Genomic DNA, 23,150 nt, shown 5'->3' with positions numbered 1-23,150 from the left:
AGCAAGCCTCACGGCCGGAGCCCAGCTGAGAGCCTGGGCGCAGCCGCGGGTTTGGCTGGCTGGCGTGGGATTATGTCTTGTGTCCTTCGTGGCCGCTCCAGGGGCGCTCAACGCGCAGTCCGCGGGAAGTGGCGCCGGCGCGTCCGGGCAGGCGGAGAAACCCGACAATCGCTCGTTCTTCGATCGCCTTTTCGGACGCAAGGCGGAGCCGGAGCAGCCACAAATTCCGGTGCCCGATGCGGTCCCGTATGAAGTGACCATCGATGTCGGTGGTGATGACGATACGCTTGAACAGCGGATCCGCGATGCCTCCAACCTCGAAGAACTGAAGAAAAGCCCGCCTTCCGGCGCGGAGGGGCTGGTGCAGCGCGCCTCCGCCGACCTGCCGCGGCTGTTCTCGACCATGGCGGCGCTCGGCTACTACGAAGCCAAGATCACCGTGACGGTAGCTGGCGTCGACGTGGACTCGACCACGGCCGCGGCCCGCGTCAACAGCGCCCGTCGCGCCGGGCCCGTGCCTGTCGTCATCAATGTCAATCCGGGCCGTCTGTTCACCTTCGGCAGCCTGAAGGGCGTCAATGCCGCCACAGGTGCAGCTGTCGATCCGCCAGAAGCCTGGGCAAAGCTGAACTTCGCGCGTGGTGAGCCGGCCGAGAGCAGCGTCGTGTTGTCCGCCGAGGCGGCGCTCGTCGCGCGTTTCCGCGACATCGGTCACGCCTTCGCCAAGGCGGTCAAGCGCGATGCCATCGTGGACTATGCCACCGGCCAGATGGATGTGACGCTGCGTGTCGAGCCCGGCCCACTCGTCCGCTTCGGCGATGTCAAGATTTCGGGCACCGAGCGGCTTAATCCCGGCTTCATCCGCCGGCGGGTGACCTTCCGCCCGGGGGATGTTTTCTCGACCGCCGCGCTTGATGATTTCCGCAGGGAGCTCAATTCCTACGACGTTTTCGATTCCGTGCGGATCCGCGAGGGAAGCGCCCTGAATGACGCGGGCGAATTGCCGATCGACGTCGAGGTGAAGGAGCGCCTGCCGCGTTTCGTGGGCTTCAGCGCCAAATATTCGAATACCGATGGTCCCTCGGTCAATGCCTACTGGGGGCATCGCAACCTGTTTGGCAATGCCGAGCGCCTGCGGCTCGACGCGACGGTCGCCGGGGCGTCCGGCAAGATCCTGGGCGCCGACGGCAAGGAGGTGCCTTGGCGCGAAAGGCTGGGCTTCAATTTCGGCGGCACCTTCGAGGTGCCGGGAATCTTCACGGTCCAGGATGACCTGATCGTCAAGGCCAACTACCTGCGCAACGTCACGGAGAACTATACCCAGCAGGGCTTCCTCGGGTCTGTCGGCGTCAAGCGTGAGTTCTCGAAGGAGTTCACCGCGCAGGTGGGCCTGAGTTTCGAGCGCGCCAAATTCACGCGCGCCTACAGTGACGTCGGCGGCGGCGGCAGCTACTACACCCTCGTCGGTATTCCGGTCGAGGCCACCTACGACACCACGGATTCGAAGCTCGACCCGACACGCGGCTTCAGGGTGACAGGCACCGTGACGCCCTATCCGAGCTTCCTCGGGTCGACCATCGGCATGACCTCGATGACGGGAACGGCCTCGGCCTACCTCAGTTTGGACACGGATTCCCGCTATATCCTCGCGGGACGGGTGCGCATGGGCAGCATCGTCGGCGCCGGTCTCTATGATATTCCGCCGCCCCACCGCTTCTTCGCCGGCGGTGGCGGCTCGGTACGCGGTTACGACTACCAGAGCATTGGCCCGAAGGACGCCTTCGGCCGTGTCATCGGCGGACGCAGTCTTCTCGAGGGCTCGGTGGAGATGCGTGTGAAGGTCACCGACACCATCGGCGTCGTGCCCTTTGTGGATGCGGGTGGCGCGTTCCGTGACAGCGTGCCGTCCTTCGACGACGACATCAAATATTCGGCGGGTATCGGGCTTCGCTACTACACCAGCCTTGGTCCGCTCCGCCTCGACGTCGCCCGTGGTCTGAACCGTGACAAGGGCGATCCGCCATACGGCATTTACATGAGTCTTGGGCAGTCTTTCTGATGCGACGAGTTTCATTTCCCATCCTGCGCGTGGCACTGACGGCCCTCATCGGGCTGGTCGTTGTCGTGGCGCTTGGGCTCGTCGTGCTGACGCGTACGGATTTCGGGCGCGCCGAAATCGTGCGGCTAGTCGAGCGTTTCGCCAGTAGTGACGGCATGACGATCCGGATCGGACGTCTGGAGGGCGCGCTTCCGGCGGAGATGCGGGTTCGCGACGTGACGATCGCCGATCCGCGCGGCGTCTGGCTGTCTCTGGATCAGGCGGATCTGCGGTGGCGTCCTCTCGCCCTGATCAGCGGGCGGCTCGATATCGAACTTGTGCGTCTCGGCCATCTCGACGTGGCGCGGGCGCCGGACATGCCCGTTGCGACGAAGCCGGCGGAGCCGTCCTCCGGCATGCCGCAATTGCCGTTCGGCATCGCACTGGAGCGCATGGATGTCGCGCGCCTGACGCTGGGTGAGCCGCTGCTCGGCGTGCCCGCTGCGCTCTCTCTCACCGGCATGGCCCGTCTGGTCGATCCGGCGCAAGGCCTCGTTCTGGACATGTCCGCGGACCGCGTCGACGATACGCCCGGCCGCGCGAGCATTCAGCTCAATTTCCGTCCGGACACGCAGCAGCTCAAGCTCGCGGTCGATGCGAGCGAACCGCCAGGCGGCCTTGTTTCCCGCCTTGCCGCCCTGCGCGGCGAGCCGCCCATCTCCCTCAGCATCAGCGGCGACGGTCCGCTCGACGACTGGAGCGGGCGTCTGCGTCTGACCCTTGGTGACAAGGCCGGCGCCGAAGGCGAGGCGACGCTGAAACGCAGCGGGACGTCGCGCGGCCTCGACGCCACGCTCCTCGCCGACGTGGGCGCGGTGCTGCCGCAGGAACTCGAGCCACTGGTCGGCCCCACCACCATCAAGCTTGATGCGTCATTCGCTGACGATGGCGCGGTCACGCTGCGTCATGTCGCGGCGTCGAACACCGCCTTTGAATTGACCGGCGACGGCGCCATCGCCCAGGGCGGAGCCGTGGCGGGAAAGGCGCGTCTCACTCTCGGCGATGCCGCGCCGTTCGCGGGCTTTCTTCCCAAGGTCCCCGGTCCGGATGGCCGCATCGTGCCGATGGCCTCCTGGCAATCTCTGGTTGCCGATGTGGCTCTTGGCGGCACGGTCAACGCACCCGAGGCGACGCTGAAGCTGGTGGGCCGCGACATTGGCGTGACCGCCGCCGGCAGCCGCTATGGCACGGGAACCGTCACGCTCAACGCGACGGCCCGGGGCGATGGCCCCCTCACGGCCGAGGCGACCCGGTTCGCCGTCAAGCTTGACGGCGTCGCTGAGGCCTTGTCGGCCAGTGACAAGGCTGTCGCGTCCGCGCTCGGGCCCCGGCTCACGCTGGCCGCTGAGGGAAGGGCTGAACGGACTGGTCGGCTCGATATCGCCTCTTCGCGCATCGAGGCCGCGCCCATCGTCGCGTCCTATGTCGGGCAGGTCGATCCGGTATCCGTCAAAGGCAAGCTCACGATCGAGCGCGCCGACATGGCCGCGCTGCGCGGCTTTGTCGAGCAGGACCTGAGCGGGCGGGTGCGGCTTGCCGCCGATGTCGACGCGGCCTTTGACATGAGCCGGCTGGTCGTGACCCTTGATGGCGCCGCCCAGGATCTGAAGACGGGCATCGCCATCGCGGACAACCTTCTTGGTGGGCGTGCGACCGTGAAGGGCACGGTACGCCGCGCTGGTGACGGCAGCTTTGGCTTTGAGACTTTTTCGGCCGATGCCGCCTATGTATCGCTGACCGCTGATGGCTCGGCGACGAACCAGCGGGCCAATGTCGTCGCCAAGGTCGCGCTTCCGGATCTGCAGCGTCTCGACCCGCGTGTGACCGGTCGCGGCGATATTTCCGCCAATCTGACTGGCAGCCTTTCCAAGCTCGACAGCAAGGCCACCATCCAGCTGCGCGATGCCAAGGCCATGGGGCGTCCCATCGAGCGGCTTGCCCTGGATATCACGGCGTCCGATGTGCTGAACGCGCCGCAGGGCGAGCTCAAGCTCGATGGCAGCGTCAACGGCAAGCCGGCGCGCGGCAGCGGCCAATTCGCGCGCAAGGCCGATGGCGCCGCGGAGGTCCGCGATCTCGATATCGCGCTCGGTTCGGTCGCGGTGCGCGGTTCGTTGGCGGCGACGCCGGCTTCACTGGTTACAGGCCAGTTGGCGGTGACGGCCGGAGATCTGCGCGACCTCGCGCCGCTTGTCCTTGCCGAAATTGCCGGCCGTCTGGAGCTGATGGCCAATTTTGATGCGCCCGGTGGCAAGCAGGCGGCCCGTATCACGGGCTCGGCGAACCGCATTGATGCCTTTGGCGTCACGCTGACCGATGCGAAGATCAACGCCAACGGGCGGGACCTCTTCAAGGCGCCGGCTTTCAATGGACAGGTGGATATCGACGGCGTCGCGACGGGCGGCCTCACGGTGTCCCGTGCCCGCCTCACCGCCGAGGGGCAGGGCAACACGACCGATCTCAACCTCAATGCCGTGGTGCAAGGGGCGGATCTCGCGACCTCGGCCCGCATCACGCCCACGGACGGCGGCATTGACGCCTTGATCCGGCGGCTCACCCTGTCGCGCGGCCAGACGCTGTCGCTGTCACCCGACGCGCGCATCAGCCTTCGCGACGGAACCGTCACCCTGTCCAATGTGGAAGTGCGCGCCGGATCGGGACGGTTGACGGTCGCCGGTTCGGCCGGCGAGCGGCTGGACCTCAGGGTCGCGGCCCGGGCCATCCCGCTGGCCATCGCCGAACTGTTCGCGCCAGGCCTCGGTGTAACCGGGGCGCTCAACGGTGATGTGACCTTGTCAGGATCCGCCGCTCAACCATCGGGCCGCTACAATCTCACCATCACCAATCTCACCGCGCCACAGATCAGCGACGCGGGTCTCCGGCCGCTCGGCGTCAATGCCGAGGGCACACTCGGGAACGGCCGTGTCAATGTGGACGCCCGCGTCACCGGTCTTGCGAATTCCAATCTGCAGATCACCGGCTCGGCTCCGCTTGGCGCGGGTGCGCTCGACATCGGCGTCAACGGCCGCATCGATCTCGGCCTGATGAACGCGCGCCTGTCGGCGGGGGGCCAGACCCTCACCGGGCAGGCCATCGCCGATCTGCGCATTCGTGGCACGGCGGCCGCGCCGGCCGCCGCGGGAACGATTCGCGTCACGAACGGGCGCTTTCAGGATGCCGCCAATGGCGTCACGCTCACCAATATCGAAGCCGTTATCAACGGGTCGGAGCGTGAGCTCGTCATATCCAGCTTGACGGCGAGAGCACGCAACGGCGGACAGATAACAGGCTCCGGGCGCATCGCGCTGGATCCGGCGGCCGGCTTCCCCGGGCAGATCGCCATCAAGGCGAATAACGCCCAGCTCATGGCGAGCCCGATCGTGAACGCGACCGCGAATGTGGATCTCGCCATCGCCGGCGCGTTGGCGACACGCCCGAGCGTGACGGGCTTCATTGAATTCTCGGCTCTGGAAATCACCCTGCCGAAGCGTTTCCCCTTCTCGGCGACACCGATCCCGGTGACGCGTGTCAACGCGCCTCCGGCCGTGCGGGCGCGCGTCGCCGCGGAACAGCGGGCAGCCGCCTCGCAGGCGGCCAATCCCTTCGCGGCGACGCTCGACATCCGCGTGGCGGCGCGCAGCGGCATCGTGGTGCGCGGGCAGGGCATCAACGCCCAGCTCGGCGGGCAATTGACGATCCGCGGCACGAGCGCCTCGCCGCAGGCCGACGGCGCCTTCACGCTGCGTCGGGGAACGCTGTCGCTGCTTGGCCGCCAGCTCACCTTCACCCGAGGCGAAGTCTCACTCGACGGCGACTTCGACCCGCGCATCAACTTCGAGGCGGAATCCACCGCGGCCGGGATAACCGCCCGTATCCTCGTGACGGGCAAGGCCTCCAATCCGCAGCTCGAGTTCACATCCTCGCCAGAACTGCCTCGGGATGAAGTGCTGGCGCGACTTCTGTTCGGCAAGCCATCCGGCAGCCTATCGACCGGGCAGGCGATCCAGCTCGCCCAGGCTTTGGCTGAATTGACGGGTGAGGGCGGTGGTCCGCTCGGCGCGATCGGTTCGTCGCTCGGTCTCGACTCGATCGATCTCGGAACCACGAATTCCGATGGTTCGGGCGGCGTGGCGGTCGGCATCGGCAAACAGATCAACGACCGCATGCGGTTGAGCATCAAGCAGGGGGCGACCCCGGAATCCAGCCGCGCCGCGATCGACATCGACCTCGGCCGCAACATCAAGCTCGAGGCCGAAGCGGGCGCCGGCGGCGGTGCCGTGGGCGTCGGCATGGAATGGAACTACTAGGTTCAATCGACATTCAAGTGTTGCCCAAGCGATAACCCCGTCATCACCGGGCTTGTCCCCGAAATCGGGTTTACCCGATTTCGGCTCTTCATAGGGAACCCGGCAACAGCCGAGTTCCTGTGATCCCGACAGGAAGGGCGCGTTGCCATCGGGATGGCCGGGACGAGCCCGGCCATGACGGCTGAGGATGTAGAATGTCGATTGAACCTGGAGCTCATTCCCTGGGCGCCGAACGCTCACGGTATCTCGGGGCAGCGAAACTGCCGTAGATCCTTCAGGCTGAAGGGGTTGATGATACTCGCGGCGGTGAGGCGCAGGGATGCGGTGCGTGAGCCAAGCGTGTAGCGCAGGATGAAGCGGTCAGGCGCCTTACCCTCAGGCTTTGGCGCTCCCGCCTCGATCAATTGCAGAAACGCGAAAGGGCCATGGAAGTCGAGGCTGCCCGGCTCGTTGTCAAGCCAGGGGCTGAGCTCGAGTTGCGCCGTCAGCTGCCCGTCTGCCGGTGGCCATTGCATGGGCCACAGGCGCGCCGGATCGTGCCGGTAGACGAGCGTCTGCCCTCCTATGGCGTAGGTCAGGGTCTCGGCTGCCGCATCGAGCCGCAGGGGTTCGAGGCTGAAGCGAACCGAAGGCGCGGCGGGATTATCCGTGAAGAAGGCATCGCGTATGCGCGCGGCACGCTGGAATTGCTCCAGCGCCGGGCGGTCGATGTCGAGTGCCATGCCATGCACGGGGTGGACCTGCCATGCCGGTGCGCTGGTATCGACGAAGGGCCGCAGGTAAGTCGTGAAGAACTTCTCCAGCCGCCCCTGCGGCCCGAAAAGCGAGGCGAAATCTTCAAGCGAGATCGATTGGCTCGCGCGGCCGGAGAAGGGATAGCGGTTGCTTGTGACGAGCCGGCAGAACGGCTCCACCTCGCGCCAGGCGGTCGCTACGCGGTCTTCCGTCGCGGCGGATGTCATGCTGGCAGCAGTATGCGCGATGTCGCTGGCAATCCGCGCTAGTGGCGCGGGAAGGCCAGCCGCGCTGTCGGCCAACTGTCCGGCGGACGAACCGGCAGACGGGGTGGGTACCGCGTCCTGCGGAAGATAGGCGGTTTCAGCCATCTGCCGGCCGAGAGCGCCGAAGCCGTCGATCGTCTGCCGCAGACGCGATGAGCCGCTGTCGCCCGTCGCGACGAGGTCTCTGAGCCATGCGAAGCGGGTGGTGACGGGTTCACCCGTCATGGGGGCGCGGGCCTGATCGGGCGCGGAGGCGCTGGCGGATGCGGGTTTTGGTGTCGTGGGCGGCGTGAGATCCGTTTCCTGGCTGGCCGATTGATAAAGCCGTTCCAGAGGGGATGCGGGGCCCGCAAGCTGTGTCAACTGCTGGCTCGCCTGCTGCAGGTTGTTGGCCTGGGTCACAGCGATATCGTCCATCAGCCCGTTCCATGCATCCACATAGCCGGTGAAATAGTCCTCCGCGATCTCCTGCTCCAACACCTTCGCGAGGTCGCGATTGTCCGGCCCCGTCGCGAGCGGAATGACCCACCCCTCCTTCGCGAGCGCGGCCGCGACCTCGCGCAGCGCGGGCGCGACGACCGTCAGAAAGCCGGCCCGTGTGTAGAAGGCGGGAACGCCCTCGCTCAACGGCTTGCCCGAGCGCCGGACGAGCAGCCGGCCTGCCATCGGTCCCGCGGCATCGATCAGCCGCCAGGCGGGCAGATCGGCAGCGCGCACCCGGACCTGCAAGGCGGTGAGACCCCGCAGGACAAGCGTATTGATCGACAGCGCCGCACGAGCGGCCGCAATCCGGGAGCCGTCAAGCGGTGAATGTGTCAAAGGGTGGACCATAAGGGCGCGGACATGGGCCGCCAGATGCTCTGAGGTGGTTTCATCGAGCTCGGGAGCAATCTCTCTCCCATGCATGTTAAGCCAGGCTCGGGCCTGATCCTGTCCGCCCGGGCTTTGCCCGCCGAGTGTGAGATAGGTTTTCAATCTGTCGAAAAGCGCAAGTTCCTCAGCGGGTGAGAGATTCTGCGGGCTCGCGACCGGCAGCTGAGTCTGGAGGTTGAGAAGGAGGCGAGGCAACAGGAGCTGCGCCTGCGCGCGATCATAGGCTTCACGATGGGCATCAAGAAGCACGTCGCGCGCGCCGGCCAGCGGCAGCCCCGCTCCAAGCCCAGCCACCACCGGCAAATTCGCCGACAGGCGGTCTAGGACAGGCAGGACACGCTTCAGGTCCGGCGCGTCCCCGCCAGCGTCCTTATCGAGTGCGCGGATGGCGCTGTCGCTGGCGGCGAGCGATTGTTCGATGTCAGTCAGTGTCTGGCGGGTTTCCTGGAGTTTGTCCCGCCAGACGAGCCCGAGCGGGATGCTCGCCCCGAGCAAGGCCAGCGCCGCCAGCGGTGCGAGCGTCGCTCGCCAGGCGGTTCGCCAGGGATGACGTCGGCTTGCAAGGCCGGCTTCAGGCAGGATGTCACGATAAAGGAAGCGCGCGGCGACGCCGAAACTCTTTGCTCTGGCTGCTATACTCTCCCTCGGACGGAATTGGGTGACATCGAGGGCGAGAGACCGGGCCGCGCCCCGCAGGAGGCGATCGCCGGGGAGATGGCTCTCCATGGCCGGGGACTGGACAAGCTGGACACCGCGCAGGACAGGCGAAAGCCTGCCGCAGTCGGGATGCAGGAGCGCCGCGGCGAATTGCGTGATTCGATCCGTCAGGATCGCGACCTCCACCGGAAATTCCAGGATGAGGCCGGTATGATCCGCCTGCGTGGCCATTCCCGCACGACGCACGCTGTGCCGGGCGAGGCGCAGAAGCATGGCCCGCAAGCCGTCGTGCAACGCCCGGATCTGCTCTTTGGCCCGCATACCTGTGGTGCCAGCCGGGGTCATGCCGGTGAGGTCAAGCAGCGTGACTTCGTCGAGATCGGCGCAACTCGCGTGGTAGCCACCCAGATTGTTGATGCCGGTTACGACGAGATAGGCGGGAAGGAAGGGGCCGGCGATCTGCGCCACTTGGGCGATACGGTCGCGCCATGCTTCCGCGAGGTTGGCGCGATGATCCGCCGTGGCGTCGAGGAGCGCCGAGGTGTTGAGCTCCAGGATGAGGCCGTTCAGAGGCTGCAAAGGGCGCGTCCGTCGGATAAGCTTGAGAACGCCCCGCCAGCGAGCCTCGCTTTCGAGGTCGTCCGTGTCTCTCGCTCGTGGCAGTCCATCGAGCGGGGCGACCACTGACAGAGCGAGGGCCTGCCGTCCCGACCACACCAGGGCGAGAGGGCCCGCCGAGCCCCCGGATGCCTGTCCTGCCTGGCGCTCTGCTTCCAGCCGCAGTCCCATGGCCTTGAGCAACTGGCTCGCCGAGTCTTGCGATGAGCCCAGCACCAGATACCACGGTGAGGCATATGCGACGGGCCGAAGGCCGCGCCAACGGCCATTGGCGCGGCGGAGGACCGTTTTGATATGGCAGCGAAGCGCCGAGAGATCCGCAGCTACGGCACGCTCAGCCGCGGCTCGGAGCCTGTCTGGTGAGCCGCGCCGTCGCCAGAGCAGTACCAGCACGGCCGCGACGGCCGCGAGACCGATCAGCCCGATCACAAGGATGCGTGGCAGCACGTCGGTGAACGGCTGCGCGCCAGCGATGGAAAGGGATGGCGCACCAAACCAGACGGCGACAGCGAGTTCGATCGCCAGTCCGAGCACGATGATGGCAAGAAGCCAGGCTGTCTTGGTCATGGGTCGCGGTCCTCATGGTCGAGAGGCTGGCAATGACGCACCCGCCGGGACGATGATCTCGACACGGCGGTTGCGGGCGCGGCCTTCAGGCGTGCTGTTGCTTGCTAGCGGCTCCCGATCGCCACGGCCCTCCGGCTGGATGCTGGTGCCGGCCGGCAGTTGCATGCGAAGGGCTGCTGCGACGGCTTCGGCCCGACGCATGGCGAGAATGGCGTTCGAGCTGATCTGGAGCGTATGGATCGGCTGGTTGTCCGTATGGCCGATGACGGTTAACGCGGACGGCAAGCCCTGGAGCGCGCCGGCGACGGATGAAAGCAGCTGACCGCCTGTCGCCGACAGAGTGGTGCTCGCGCTGGCAAAGAGCTTCCCGTCGATGAGTCGGACCACGGTGAAGCCGGGTTCGTCCACGATGCTGACCCGCCCTTCCAGGATCTCGGGAGCCAGCATTCGCCGGAGATGCGTGGAGGCGGTTTCGAGCGCTGGGGCGGGTACGGCCGCTACCACTTTGGATGGGCGGCGGCTGGGCAATACGGGTTGCTGTTGGGGGAGATCGGCTGCGACGCGCGGAGTTGGACGATGACTAGGTATCAGCAGAGCGGCCTTAGCCGCCGCGGCCTCCACTCTGCTCTTGAGGCTCGCGGTCATGGCCACGCCCGTGCCGAGGATGGCGAGCGATAGTGCGATCGCTATGGCGAACACGGCCCTCGATGCCTGCGGAGCGCGGTGCGGAGCGTTGACGGGAAGGGCGCGCGTGAGCATCTGTGCCCTTTGAATGTCCGCCGTTTCCTCAAGCATTCTGTTGAGATTGGTGCGGATGAGCGCGAGTTGCGCCGCGCCGTTCGGCAAGATGCGGAACTTGCCTTGGAAACCGAGCGCGAGACATAGGGACATCAGCGTGAGCTTGTCGGCGTTTTGCCTGGGCTCGCGCTCGAGCTGCGCCAGGAGATCAAAGAAGCGTTCACCGCCGCAGGCCTCGTTGAACATCAGGCTGACGAGCGTGTTGTGCGCCCAGGCATCGCCCCCGCTCCACGCGGCGTTGAGCGCCAGATCATCAAAGGTCGCGGCGAGGGCGTAGCAGACGATGGCCCGCGTGCTCACATCAAGCGCGCTTTGGGCTCCGATGCGTCGGATCTCACCGACCAGGCAATCTCGCAACGCGCCGACATCCCTGGGTGTAAAGCTCGCGAACCGCCCGGCCAGCCAGATCAGCGGTGCCGCCGAGGCGAGAACGGGGCTATGCGCGGCAGCCGCGAAAGCCCGCGTGACATCCGCGCTGGCCTCATCCAGACCGAACGGTGCCGACATCGCCGCGATCGGAGACGGGACGATCGAAAGGGCATCCGGAGATGTCGGGCCTGCCGGCGCAAATTGCTGCGCAGGGGGCGCTGGAGTTGCGAAAGGATTGTCGACGCGCATCCCGCCCTAGCCCCGCAAAGCCCAGATCTCGAGGACGAGGCCGGGGAATTCGCCTGTGACGTGCAGGGCGAGGCTCTCCGTCGCTTGAACCTGCTTCCACAGCGGGCTCGTGCGGTCACACTCGAAATAGGAGCTGCCCGGACGGAAGGGGATCTGCCGCGGCGCGACCGGCAACGGGCGCAATTTGACGCCTGGCAGCGCCGCGTTGACGAGATGCTGGATCTGATCCCCGGAGCCGATCTTCAGCTGCGCCGGAAGCCTCTGGATAAGAGTACCCGCCTCCATGTCGGCCCGCGCGGCCAGGATAATCGCCGCATCCGCGAATAGTCTCCCGTGCTGCAAGCTGAGATCATCGGTCGCTGCGAAGCGAATACCATCCCCCCCATCGACGAATGGGATAAGGACAGCGCCACGATCATGCACGCCACCGAGATAGAGGCGGATCGCGGCGAGAAGGGGCAGGAAGCTGCCCGCGGGATTCTCATGCTCGTAGCGATAGCTCTCGACCATCGGCTGCACTGACGGAGCGGCGGTTGTCAGCTCGCCGACAAGCCCGAGCAGGAACTGAAACACTGTCTCTGGGTGGTGGAGGCCATGCTGATTGATGTGCTGAAGCTGCAGGCGATGCCGGTTTACGCTTTGTAGCAGCAGGAGTTCGGCGGGCCCGGCCGTGTCCAGTCCTGAGCGCAAGCGGCCGGCGAGCCCCTCCGCGCTCTGGCTCAAAAGCCCCTCCACCTCGATGATCATCCGGGAGAGGGAAGGTGAAGCAGCGAGCAGGAGTGCCGGTGGGCTATGCAGATCATCAAGCTGTGCGCCTGTCGCGGCATCGACATCCGTTATCCGCGCCACAGGCAAGGCAAGGTCGGAAGGAGGCGCCCCCGGCTTGCCGAGCGCATAACGCAGGCGCAGCTTGCCAATATTGATCTCGGCTGTGCCGCCAGATGGGCTGTGCGTATCCAGGGCGGAGACCGTCGCGGTGTGGCACCGCGCCGACGGGGCCCTCTCTTCCGAGGCAGCGATCTCGATCGAGCCGGGACGGCGCAACGGCAACGTGAGATAGACGAAGGCTCCGTTCGCGGCCGGTGTCAGCGGCAGCGGGGCAAGCCGACCATCTCCGTCCTGAAGGGAAAAGGCGGTGCCGTCCTCGAAGACACCAGCACATTGGCGGAGGCCGAAATGGCGCGTCGCCAGCAGCTCGCGGTCGATTTCCATATGCGTCAGCCCCCATCCGAACGGCCGCAGGACATGGCAGCGACGTCGAATGAGCTGTTCTAGGTAGCGCGTCTCCTGCTGGAAATGTTGCGGCCGGATGAACATTCCCTCCGACCATGAAACCTTGCTGTACTCAGACATTTAATCGGAATTTGCCTTAAATTAACTGTTCATGGCCCCATTGGGAACGCCAGCGGAATGTTTTGTATGAGCGCACATCAGCGCGCGGGTTGAATATTGATGCCGGAGCCGTCAACCGCGATGGCGACTTTAACATCATTGCCCGGCTGCGTCTGAAAACTGCCGCGCCACTGCAATTTGTCAAAATGCGCGAAGCCCGCAATGACGCCGAGCGCGTTCGTCTGCGCTGCCAGCTTGCTCGTCACGGCCTTGCGAGCGCCTGGTGAAACTACCGTCGAATGGGTAGCCAGCAAACTATCTCCAAGCGTTTGTTTCCCTTTCACATATAGACCGTCGAAGTTCGCGTCCTGAAACGGCGTCAGCGATGAGAGTTCGAATATCTCAACGACGACGGGCGAGGCCCTGCCGTCATCATCCGGATTGACTGATGGCCCAGCGACGATTGTCGCGTCCAGCATTGCCGCCCGTGGCGGCCGGCCTGAAACGCAGCCGGCGAGAGCGGCGGAGAAAATGTATATCACAATAATTTCGAGCATATATCGCCGTGCAATTCCACCAAGGAGCCGGATATAGTCTTTTTCAGAACGGGATTTTTCTTCACCAATGCCCATGGTCTTGTCCGAGACGACCCTCTCTTTTATCCGTGATATCCGAAATCCCACGCGCGAGAATTGTGCGCGAACGTCGCGGCACAATCGGCACGCATGCGGCAGGTCCATATCGCTGATCTTCCCAGGCACATGTGGGCCAGCATCCGGAACGGCCTGCATGGCAGGCTCCATCCTAGATGCTTCGGATGCGACAATGAGTGTTTTTCGTGTCTCATTCCGTGCTTGGCATGGATCAATTATCGAAAATGGCTTCCAAATGAGAGTAAAACCTGTATCCCGTCGTGATGGTTCTCAGATGCATAATTTTATGCGAAATTATACCAGATATATTCCGCATATCTGGGCATTGTACGACGCGGATAGACGGATACTCTGGATGCCGGCTGCAGCAAGATTGGGCGACCTCGTGCGGCAAACATCGCCGCATTGTCACGCCCCGATTCACCCAGCGGCGCCCGTGCCGGCGCCCTGCGCGCATCCAGCCATGCCGCTGGCGTTGGTGAGGGGGGAGCCCAGTGTTCTGATTGGTGGCCTCCCGGCGGCACGTCTTGGCGATGTCACCGCGCCCTGTGTCATGGCCGGTTGCTTGCCAGGAGGACCGGGAATGATATCTGCTGCCTCGTCAACGGTATTCATCGGCGGGTTGCCTGCCGCGCGTGTGGGGGACGAGACCTTGCACGCGGCGTGCGTTGCACCGATTCCGGCGCCGACGGGGCGCATCCAGTCGCCCGGATGCCCAACGGTTCTGATCGGCGGCTAGTTATGCGCCTGGCACATTTTGAAGCCCTGTCGCCGCGTTGTCCAACCTGTCTGGCGCGTTGGCGCGAGGATGTCACTGCGTCCCCTCCCGCGCCGTTGCGACTGCTGCCTCAGAGCAATCGCACAGTTAGGGATGTTGTGGCGGGCGTCCTGCGTTGCCCGGAGTGCGAAAGCGGTTATCCCATTATCGATGGCTTGCCGATTCTGGTCACCGATCCGGCGCGCTTTCTGTCGGATCAACTCGTCTACACCCTTCTTCCCCAGGATTGGCCGGTTGAACTGCAAGGCTGGTTAAGCGGAGCGCTTTCCCAATCCGGCTGGTTCCCGACCATGCAGCGCCATCTCTCGACATACGGCTGGGATCACTATGGCGACAATGCGGGCGCGGCCGCTGCTGTCGCCGATGCGCAGCCCGGTGGTGTGCTCGCTTGTCTCGACGCCGGTCTCGATGGCATACACAGTCTACCGAAAGGGGCTGTTCTCGATGCGGGCTGCGCCTGTGGGCGCGCCACCTTCGCATTGGCCGAGCGCACGGATGCGCTCGTGCTGGGCCTGGATGTCAGTATCCCGTTACTACGCCTCGCTCAGCAAGCGCTGAGAGAGGGCAGGGTGACGTATCCACTGCGCGATATCGGCAACAGCTTCAACATCCAGACGGTCGCCGTGCCCCTTCTCCGTCGTGACTCCGTGGATTTCTGGGTCGCTGACATACATCACCCGCCCTTCCTCCCCGCGTCGTTCGCTTGTTTGGCCGCCCTCAACCTGCTGGACTGCTTGGCAGATCCCTTGCAGGCTCTCAGGGCGATGCGCGAAATATCGACCGACGGGGGCCTGACAGTGCTAAGCATTCCCTACGACTGGGGCGAGGCTGCGACGCCAATGAGCAAGTGGATAGGGGGGAGCAAGGGCGATGTTCCGCCGGATTGCGCCCCGGAATCCGTGCTGCGCAAATATATCACCGAACTGGGTTGGCATGTTCTGAACGATGTACCGCGCCATCCGTGGCGTTTGCGCATCCATCGCCGCTCCACGGTATGCTATGACAGCCATGTCTTGCTGCTGTCAGGATCGACGGCATTTCTGCGATGACGAGAGCGTCTGACGTATCTATCGCCGATAGATACGATAACAAAAATATATCTTCATATCAATTTATCTTTCTTGTGTATATCAGCGCATGATTGCGCTTTGTGCTCATATTATTGCAGAGAAGTTCCGAGGGGGTGCATTTACCCGAACGAGGTCATATCCTCAAATCTCACATCGATTTTTGTTGAGGGATTGAGTGTATGTCGATATATCTCAAGCACGATAAAATAAAAGGGTCAGTCACAAATCCGGAATTTAAGGGGACTCTTGAGCTCACAAGTGTGGAATGGGGTGTTGGGCGGTATATCGGCCAGAGGGTCGGAAATGCGGCCAATCGCGAAGCTGGTGAGGCGACGATCAGCGAGGTGCACATCCGGCGGAAGGTGGACGGGAGTTCGCCGACGCTGTTCGAGCACGCATCGAAGGTCAAGGACGCGTCCAAGATCGAGTTGATCTTCCTGGCGTCTGGTAACTCCACGTACCTCACAATCCAGCTCGAAAACGCCATGCTTTCCTCCTATTCTTTCACCGGGCGCGGTGACAGCGAAGACGAGGAGAATTTCTCAGTTTCGTTCACGAAGATGGAATATAAGTATATCACACGCGGTGCTGACAATAAGCCCGGAACAAATATTGTCGGATCTTTTGATGTCGCTGCCGCGGCCTGATAGCGCTTCATGATGAGCGCGGTGGAATCGTGGATCCGGCTCGAGGGGCCGTTAGGGGAGGGGTGTCTCCATCCCTACGCCTTTCGTTGTGAGGAAGGGCTGTCGCGCCCTTTCGATCTGCTGATTGAAGCGCTGTCATCGCAAGACGTTATCGAGCCTGACGTTGTGCTGGGGCGAGTTGTGACGGTGTTCGTTGCTAACCCTCTCGGGCAGGAGCGTGTTTTCTCGGGTGTCGTGCGGGATTTCTGGCTTGACGGTATCATAGGTCGTGGCCAGCGCCTGGTTAAGATGGCGATTGTGCCGCGCTTTGCTTTGCTACAGCATGCGCGGGACAACCGTATCTTTCAGAGCATGACAGTGGTCGATGTCGTGAAACGTATCCTCCATCGGGACAATGGTCACGACGTCGAATGCGCGCTGTCCATACGCCGAAGTTCACGCGAATATATTGTCCAGTATGGAGAAACGACCTTCGATTTCGTGGAGCGGCTCCTGGCTGAGGAAGGATTGTTCTACTATTTCCGGCATGAACGCGGCCGGCATGTCATGGTCATCGGCGACGACGAGACCGCGTTCATGGATCATCCGGATGGCGATTTGCATTTCAGTGCCAATGTGCCGGTCGGCGGCGGCCTGAGCGCATGGCGGTCGGGATTCGTGGTCCATGCCGGTCGCTACACGCTCGGCGGTTTTGACGAGCTGAAGCCCGCCGCGACTGTCCGCGAGACCGCGACGGCGCGCCACGCGATTGAGCCGATGGGGACCATCGAGTGGTACGACCATCGCGGCTTGCCCCTGCGTGACGGAGAGGCGGCTGCCGCTGTTCGTCGCGGCATGGAGCGCGAGGAGATGAAATTTCAGAGTGCGTGCGGCGATAGTCTCTATGCCCGGCTTGCGCCTGGGATGCGCTGCAAGATTGCGGCCCACCCGGTGCGCGCTGAATGTGGCAGGTCTTGGGTCGTGGCGAAGGTCAGTCACGAGGCTGTGGCGGGGGCGGCATCTCCGGATGGAGGGGAGACCTTTTATCGCAACAGCTTCAGCGCCTTGCAGTCGGATTCGCGGTTTCGGCCTCCAGTGAAGGAACCGCGGTGCATGCCGGGTCTCCAGACAGCAACCGTTGTCGGCCAGGCAGGCGAAGATATCGTTTGCGACGAGCATGGACGTATAAAAATCCAATTTCATTGGGATCGCGATGGAAAGAAGGATGAGCATAGTTCATGCTGGGTGCGCGTCATGCAGCCAGCGGCGGGAAATCGCTGGGGCTCTATATTCATCCCAAGAGTCGGGCAGGAAGTCGTCGTCCAGTTCTTGGAGGGAAATCCCGATAGGCCATTGGTTATAGGCGCGCTCTATAACGGCGGCAATCGCCCACCATGGGATTTACCAGCGGCGAAGACGCAGTCAGGTATCGTGACGCGGACGACGCCGGGCGGTCAAATGACCAATGCCAACGTCCTGCGTTTTGAGGACAAGAAGGGCAGTGAAGAGGTCTGGCTCCGGGCGGAGCGCGACAGTCGTCGCGAAACCGTCCATGACGAGGTCGTCACCGTTGGACATAATCAATCGATCAGTATCGATAATGACCGAAAGTTGACGGTCAACAATGGCAATGAGACGGTCATTATAGCGAAAGGCAACAGAAGTGTCTCGGTTTCGGAGGGAAAGTACGCCCTGAAAGCGGCTGAGTCTGTTGTCTTGTCTTGTGGTGACAGTTCAATCGAGATGTCGCCGACAGGAGTAACAATCAAGGCTGGAGCGGTTACGATTCAAGGAAAGATGAAAGTCGATATCGACGGCGCTGTGACAAATGTCAAAGGAACCTCATCTGTCGTCATCGATGGCGGTATCGTCCGTATAAATTAGAACGAGATGCGTATATAGCATGTGATTGACCGTATATTAACGTAGGCGAATTTGTGAACTTCGATAATTTGTTCAAAATCGCGAATATATGTCCGGCTGCTTGCGTCGCTGAGGCAGGGCTCATTGATCCGGCGTTGTCGTTCAGCCTGGACGCTGCCGCCACGTCTCGGGCCTTTATTGCCCGGCTGGTCGACGCTGGTCTTTGGACTGACGCGATCCGCTTCCTGGCTTTCGCCCTTCCAAAGCGGGAGGGTGTGTGGTGGGCCTGCCTGTCCGCACGTCGTGCCCTGCCCGATGGGCTTAGAGGTGAGGGGGCGGAGCAAGCCGCGATCGCGGCTGCGGAGGCTTGGGTGTGGGCACCTGTCGAGGATACGCGTCGCGCGTGTCTCGCGGCGGCGGAAGCTGTGGCATGTGATGGGCCCGCGGGCTATGCCGCGCTCGCGGCTTACTGGACGGGCAATCTGGCGCCGCCGGATAAGCCGGAGATCCCGCCGGACGGGCGATTGGCACCGACGGCGGTCGGGGCAGCTGTGCTGCTGGCCGCGGTCGGCCGCCGCGGCGCGGAGATCGAGGCGCACTATCGCCTCGCGGTCGCTGAGGCGCTCGACATCGCGCGCGGTGGTGACGGCCGCGCTCTTGGCCCGGCCGCACCCGAGTGTCCCGGATGAATGTTCCCCCCGTGGATCTAGATGCGATCGTCGCTTCTTTTGCCGGCGAACAGCCAGCTGGAGTCGATGTGCGAGCCGACGCCGCGACCTCCGCGAATTACCATGAGCTCAGAGACGCTCGAGCGGCGGCTCGCGCCGTCGAGCGCCGCGCGATGTACGAGAGCGAGGAGGGCAGCGCCAACGCGTTGGAGGCCATGCAGGCATGGCGGCGCGTCGCCGCACAGGCGATGCAATTGCTTGGCGGTGTCAGCAAGGATCTCGAGGTCGCTGCCTGGTTGAGCGAGGCGCTACTGAGATTGCAGGGATTTCCCGGCCTGCGCGATGGCTTTCGTATCATCGCCGGGCTGGTCGAGACCCATTGGGAGAACCTGCATCCCCAGCCGGATGAGGATGGGTTGCAGCGCAGGCTCGCCGCCATCGCCGGACTGAACGGTGAAGGCATGGAGGGAACGCTCGTCGCGCCGATCCGTATGGCGCCACTGGTGCCTACCGAGGCAGGCGCCTTCGCACTATGGCACTATGAGCGCGCCGCCCGGATCGAGCGGCTGACCTCTGCGTCCGCGCGCGAAGCCGCGCTAAACGAGGCCGGCTTCTGTCTGGAAACGGTGGCAACGGCGGCGCGTGCCCTTCCCCGGGGCCGGGGCAGTGAGATCCACGCCGCCGTCGTCGATGCGCACGCCGCTGTGGAGGCCGCGGGAGCAGCACTTGACCACGCGGCTGGAGAAGCGGCGCCGTCCCTGCGGCAGATATTGAACGTTCTGGAGGAGGTACGCGAGGCGTGCTGCTATCTCGGCCTTGCTCCGGAAAACGACGTTTTTGACGCCGAAGAAGAAGGCCCCTCAGTGGGGGCCGCGCAAGCGGCGCGTGATGATTGCCCGGCAAAACAACACCGTTATGCCAGCCGCGAAGCAGCCATCTCGGAAATCCTCCGCATTGCCGCTTACCTCCGCCGCGTCGAGCCGCATTCGCCGATCTCCTACACACTGGAGGAAGCCGTACGCCGCGCGCGCCTGCCATTGATGGACCTCCTGCCGGAGTTGATCCCCGACAGGGAGGCGCGTCGCCTGTTTCTGCTGGCGGCTGGTATAGGACCTGTTGATGACGGCGAATAACGGGCGGGGCGAAACGTGCGTTAGCAAGAAAGCGTCCGAAGCGGCGTAAGGAGTTCGTAATGGCAGATGGAATTCATCAAAAACTGGCGCGTGTGCGTAAGCCGCGCGTTCATATTACATACGATGTCGAGGTCGAGGGCGCGGTTGTCCAGAAGGAGCTGCCCTTTGTCGTGGGCGTCATGGGCGATTATTCCGGCGATGCGGCAGCCTCTCTCCCGCCCCTGCGGGAGCGCAAGTTCGTGCAGATCGATCGTGACAATTTCAACGATGTCATGGGGCGCGTCGCGCCGGCGCTCTCCTTGCGCGTCGACAATACCCTGACCCAGGAGGGCGATAGTTTTTCGGTCAATCTTGCCTTCCGCACGATGGACGATTTTGAGCCGGCGAACGTCGTCGCGCAGATCGAGCCGCTGCGGCGCTTGCTCGAAGCGCGCAACCATCTGCGCGATCTCATGGGAAAAATCGACCGTTCCGAGAATTTAGAGCTTCTGCTTGAGGATGTCCTGAAGAGCGAACAGAAGATCCTGGCTCTGTCATCGGAACTCGGCATCGATAAGCCGGACAGCGCGAAGGAGTAGTCTCCATGTCCGAGACAGAAACAAAAGTTGAAGTTCTTTCGCCCGAAGTCACCGATAGCGGCATACTTGGATCGATCGTCATCGCGACGCCGCAGACGCAGCCTGATCGGACGACGGAACTGATGCGCACCCTGATGCACGAGGCGATGCGCGGCACGGTCACCTACGACCGCAATCTCGTCCAAACCCTGAACTCAGCAATCGAGCGCATTGATCGTGAGTTGTCGCGGCAGCTGGCGGCCGTCATGCAGCATCCCGCCTTCCAGAAGCTGGAAGGATCCTGGCGCGGCTTGCATCACCTCGTCACGAATTCTGAGACGGGGAGCAATCTCAAGGTCAGGATGATGAATATCACCAAGCCTGAGCTGCATAAGTCGCTGACGACAGCGGTTGAGTTCGATCAGAGCGTGATATTCAAGAAGATCTATGAAGATGAGTTCGGAACGCCCGGCGGCGAGCCCTATGCGGCCCTGATCGGTGACTACGAGTTCTCGGCCAGCGCCAATGATGTGGAGACTTTGATCTGCATGGCGCAGGTTTCAGCCGCGTCTTTCGCTCCCTTCATCGCGGCGGCGGCCCCGACCATGTTCGGCCTGTCGGATTATACGGAGCTCTCTCGGCCGCGGGATCTCTCGAAGATCTTCGAGAGTCAGGAGTATATCAAGCTGAGGAGCTTCCGCGAGAGCGACGACGCGCGCTTCGTCACGCTCGTCATGCCGCGTGTGTTGGCCCGGCTGCCCTACGGCCGCAACGGCAGGGCGACCGAGGTGTTTGATTTCGATGAAGCCGTCCGCGAGGTGGGAGGGCCGGCGCAGCCGCTGTCGCACGGGCAGTTCACCTGGATGAACGCCGCTTATGTGCTCGGCACGCGGCTGACGGATGCGTTTGCCGCCCACGGCTGGTGCACGGCTATCCGCGGCGCGGAGGGCGGCGGCAAGGTCCGGGCCTTGCCGAGCTATGCCTTCGTCAGTGACGACGGCGATATCGACCAGCAGTGTCCGACGGAAATCGGCATCACCGACCGGCGCGAGGCAGAGCTGTCGCGGCTCGGCTTCCTCCCCCTGTGCCACTACAAGCACACGGACTACGCGGTGTTCTTCGGCGCCCAGAGCCTGCAGAAGCCAACGGTCTATGACCGGCCGGAGGCGACGGCGAATGCGGCGATTTCGGCGCGGCTTCCCTATGTCATGGCCATGTCGCGCTTCGCGCATTTCCTGAAGGTCATGGCGCGCGACAAGGTTGGCTCTTTCGTCGAAGCAGGCGAATGCGAGGCCTGGCTCAACCGCTGGATCATGAACTATGTCAACGGCAACGAGGGCGCGACGCAGGACGTCAAGGCCAAGTATCCGTTGGCTGAGGCCAAGGTGTCAGTGCGGGAAATACCGGGGCAGCCCGGCTCCTATCACGCCATCGCGTGGCTGCGTCCTTGGCTCCAGATGGAGGAGCTCACGACGTCCATGCGCCTCGTGGCGCGTATCCCGCGGATCGAATGAGCCGCATGGCGGCGCACGGGGGCGAGGGTGGTGACACGGAGCGCGCGCGCCTGCTCGGCGAGCTGGCGCGCCTTGTCGCGTGGATCGACGGGAGGATCGGGGTGCAGCTCGACGCGGTGCTGCAGCATCCCCGTTTTCAGACGCTTGAAGCGGCTTGGCGCGGGCTCGCCTATCTTGTCGGCCATTGCTGTCGGCATCGTTCCATCATCGTGCGCATGCTTGTGATCACGCATGATGAGCTGGCAAAGGATGTGGCGCAGGCCCTGGAGATCGATCAGACGCAGATCTTCCGCCTGATCCATGCTGAAGGGTTCGACATGCCGGGGGGGCTTCCCTATGGGCTGCTGCTGGCTGACATGCCGGTGCCGCATGCGCCGCGACATGAGGGGCGTTGTGACGATCTTGGCTGGCTGGCGGGGCTCGCGGCTGTCGGCGCTGCCGCCTTCGCGCCTGTCATCGTCCCTGCGGCGGCCGGCCTCTTCGGTATCTCGTCCTTCAGCGAGATGTCGGCGACCGGCGACATCGAGGCGTTGCTGGCGGACGGTGACCACAGGCGCTGGCAGGCGTTGCGACGGTTGGATGAAGCGCGGTTTCTTGGGGTCGTCGTGCCGCGCGTGCTTATGCGCGCGCCTTACCGTGATGACGGCAGCTTGTGTCATGGCTTCTGCTACGCCGAGAGCCTGGCGCGTGGTCATGATGCCTTCCTCTGGGGTAGCGGCATCTATGCCTTCGCCGCCTGTGTCGCTGACGTGTTTGCCCGGCATGGATGGCTCGGCGACCTCACCGGAATTGGCAGCGAGGAGGACAGGCGCGGGCTGATCGCCGACCTGCCGCAGGGGCCATTCGGTCTTGGTCATTGCGAGGGCGATGGCGTTGGCTTCGAGCGACGCGGGGTCGAGATTAACCTGTCCGACCATCTGGCGCATCGACTGGCCGATTGTGGCTTCATCGTTCCCGTGCCTTGCGCCTACAGGCCGTGGCTCGCCATCTTCGATTGTCCTTCCCTCGCGGTCGGGACTGCGCGCGGACGGACGCGCGCGGCGGACAGGATCGCCGGCATGCTGCCACATATCCTGAGCCTTTGCCGTTTCGCGCATTACATCAAGGTCATCGCCCGCGATCGCATCGGCAGTTTCACGGATGTTGAACGCTTCGAGGATTACCTCGGCGGGTGGCTGCAGTCCTATTGCATCGGTAATCCCGATGCGACGCCCGCGCAAAAGGCGCGTTACCCGTTGCGGGAGGCGCGGTTGCGGATCCGTGCGCTTCCCGGCCGTCCGGGAGCGCTCGCCTGTGTCATCCATCTCGTTCCGCATATCGAACCGCGGCAGGCCGTCGTCGGTTTCGATCTCTATACGGAGTTCGAAGGGCGTGTCGATAACCGGGCGCGGCCGGCATGAGGAGCTACCCGGATCCCAT

Annotated in this window: 15 protein-coding genes; 11 read left to right on the top strand and 4 right to left on the bottom strand. The window is 63.8% G+C overall.

Annotated features, from left to right (window positions below; translation table 11 throughout):
- Positions 1-79: 79 nt before the first annotated feature.
- Positions 80-2,059: an autotransporter assembly complex protein TamA gene (locus KIO74_RS12880; RefSeq protein ID WP_213332360.1), complete on the top strand. Its 1,980-nt coding sequence runs from the start codon at positions 80-82 to the stop codon at positions 2,057-2,059.
- Entirely contained in the window at positions 2,059-6,405 is a 4,347-nt protein-coding gene (locus KIO74_RS12875) for a translocation/assembly module TamB domain-containing protein (protein ID WP_213332359.1), read from the top strand. The genes KIO74_RS12880 and KIO74_RS12875 overlap by 1 nt, the downstream gene beginning before the upstream one ends.
- A gap of 236 nt (positions 6,406-6,641) precedes the next feature.
- On the opposite strand, the gene tssM is transcribed toward KIO74_RS12875, so the two are convergent.
- From tssM to tssJ, 4 genes are all read right to left on the bottom strand, one after another.
- The gene (tssM, locus tag KIO74_RS12870; RefSeq protein ID WP_213332358.1) at positions 6,642-10,121 is read right to left on the bottom strand and encodes a type VI secretion system membrane subunit TssM; all 3,480 of its coding nucleotides are present in this window, start codon (positions 10,119-10,121) and stop codon (positions 6,642-6,644) included.
- Positions 10,122-10,133: 12 nt separating this feature from the next.
- The gene (gene icmH, locus KIO74_RS12865; RefSeq protein ID WP_213332357.1) at positions 10,134-11,426 is read right to left on the bottom strand and encodes a type IVB secretion system protein IcmH/DotU; all 1,293 of its coding nucleotides are present in this window, start codon (positions 11,424-11,426) and stop codon (positions 10,134-10,136) included.
- Positions 11,427-11,543: 117 nt separating this feature from the next.
- A complete protein-coding gene (tssK, locus tag KIO74_RS12860) occupies positions 11,544-12,890 on the bottom strand; it encodes a type VI secretion system baseplate subunit TssK (protein ID WP_213332356.1) in 1,347 nt (448 codons plus the stop codon).
- A gap of 77 nt (positions 12,891-12,967) precedes the next feature.
- Positions 12,968-13,660 carry a type VI secretion system lipoprotein TssJ gene (gene tssJ / locus KIO74_RS12855; protein WP_213332355.1) on the bottom strand — a complete coding sequence of 231 codons (693 nt, stop codon included), beginning with the start codon at positions 13,658-13,660 and terminating at the stop codon, positions 12,968-12,970.
- Between tssJ and KIO74_RS32455 the strand changes: the two genes are divergently transcribed.
- The 9 genes from KIO74_RS32455 to tssC (KIO74_RS12810) all read left to right on the top strand — a co-directional run bounded on the left by KIO74_RS32455 (position 13,659) and on the right by tssC (KIO74_RS12810) (position 23,131).
- Complete coding sequence (locus KIO74_RS32455; protein WP_349629185.1) at positions 13,659-14,261, top strand: PAAR domain-containing protein; 603 nt, start codon at positions 13,659-13,661, stop codon at positions 14,259-14,261. The genes tssJ and KIO74_RS32455 overlap by 2 nt on opposite strands.
- Before the next feature lie 137 nt (positions 14,262-14,398).
- Positions 14,399-15,349 carry a class I SAM-dependent methyltransferase gene (locus KIO74_RS12845; protein ID WP_213332354.1) on the top strand — a complete coding sequence of 317 codons (951 nt, stop codon included), beginning with the start codon at positions 14,399-14,401 and terminating at the stop codon, positions 15,347-15,349.
- A gap of 200 nt (positions 15,350-15,549) precedes the next feature.
- On the top strand, positions 15,550-16,017 hold the full coding sequence (locus KIO74_RS12840) for an Hcp family type VI secretion system effector (RefSeq protein ID WP_213332353.1): 468 nt from the start codon (positions 15,550-15,552) through the stop codon (positions 16,015-16,017).
- A 9-nt stretch (positions 16,018-16,026) separates the two neighbouring features.
- Positions 16,027-17,880 (top strand): type VI secretion system Vgr family protein, encoded by a 1,854-nt coding sequence (locus KIO74_RS12835; protein ID WP_213332352.1) that lies wholly within the window; start codon positions 16,027-16,029, stop codon positions 17,878-17,880.
- A 134-nt stretch (positions 17,881-18,014) separates the two neighbouring features.
- Positions 18,015-18,548 (top strand): DUF6931 family protein, encoded by a 534-nt coding sequence (locus KIO74_RS12830; protein WP_213332351.1) that lies wholly within the window; start codon positions 18,015-18,017, stop codon positions 18,546-18,548.
- Positions 18,545-19,660: a type VI secretion system protein TssA gene (tssA, locus tag KIO74_RS12825; protein WP_213332350.1), complete on the top strand. Its 1,116-nt coding sequence runs from the start codon at positions 18,545-18,547 to the stop codon at positions 19,658-19,660. Before KIO74_RS12830 ends, tssA begins: the two co-directional genes overlap by 4 nt.
- A 59-nt stretch (positions 19,661-19,719) precedes the next feature.
- Complete coding sequence (gene tssB, locus KIO74_RS12820) at positions 19,720-20,238, top strand: type VI secretion system contractile sheath small subunit (RefSeq protein ID WP_213332349.1); 519 nt, start codon at positions 19,720-19,722, stop codon at positions 20,236-20,238.
- A 5-nt stretch (positions 20,239-20,243) separates the two neighbouring features.
- Positions 20,244-21,731: a type VI secretion system contractile sheath large subunit gene (tssC, locus tag KIO74_RS12815; RefSeq protein WP_213332348.1), complete on the top strand. Its 1,488-nt coding sequence runs from the start codon at positions 20,244-20,246 to the stop codon at positions 21,729-21,731.
- A 5-nt stretch (positions 21,732-21,736) separates the two neighbouring features.
- Positions 21,737-23,131 (top strand): type VI secretion system contractile sheath large subunit, encoded by a 1,395-nt coding sequence (gene tssC, locus KIO74_RS12810; RefSeq protein WP_213332347.1) that lies wholly within the window; start codon positions 21,737-21,739, stop codon positions 23,129-23,131.
- Positions 23,132-23,150 lie beyond the last annotated feature (19 nt).

Source organism: Chelatococcus sp. HY11, assembly GCF_018398335.1.
Lineage (GTDB): Bacteria > Pseudomonadota > Alphaproteobacteria > Rhizobiales > Beijerinckiaceae > Chelatococcus.
The sequence above is the reverse complement of the archived record's forward strand: the minus strand, read 5'-3'. Positions and strand labels throughout refer to the sequence as shown.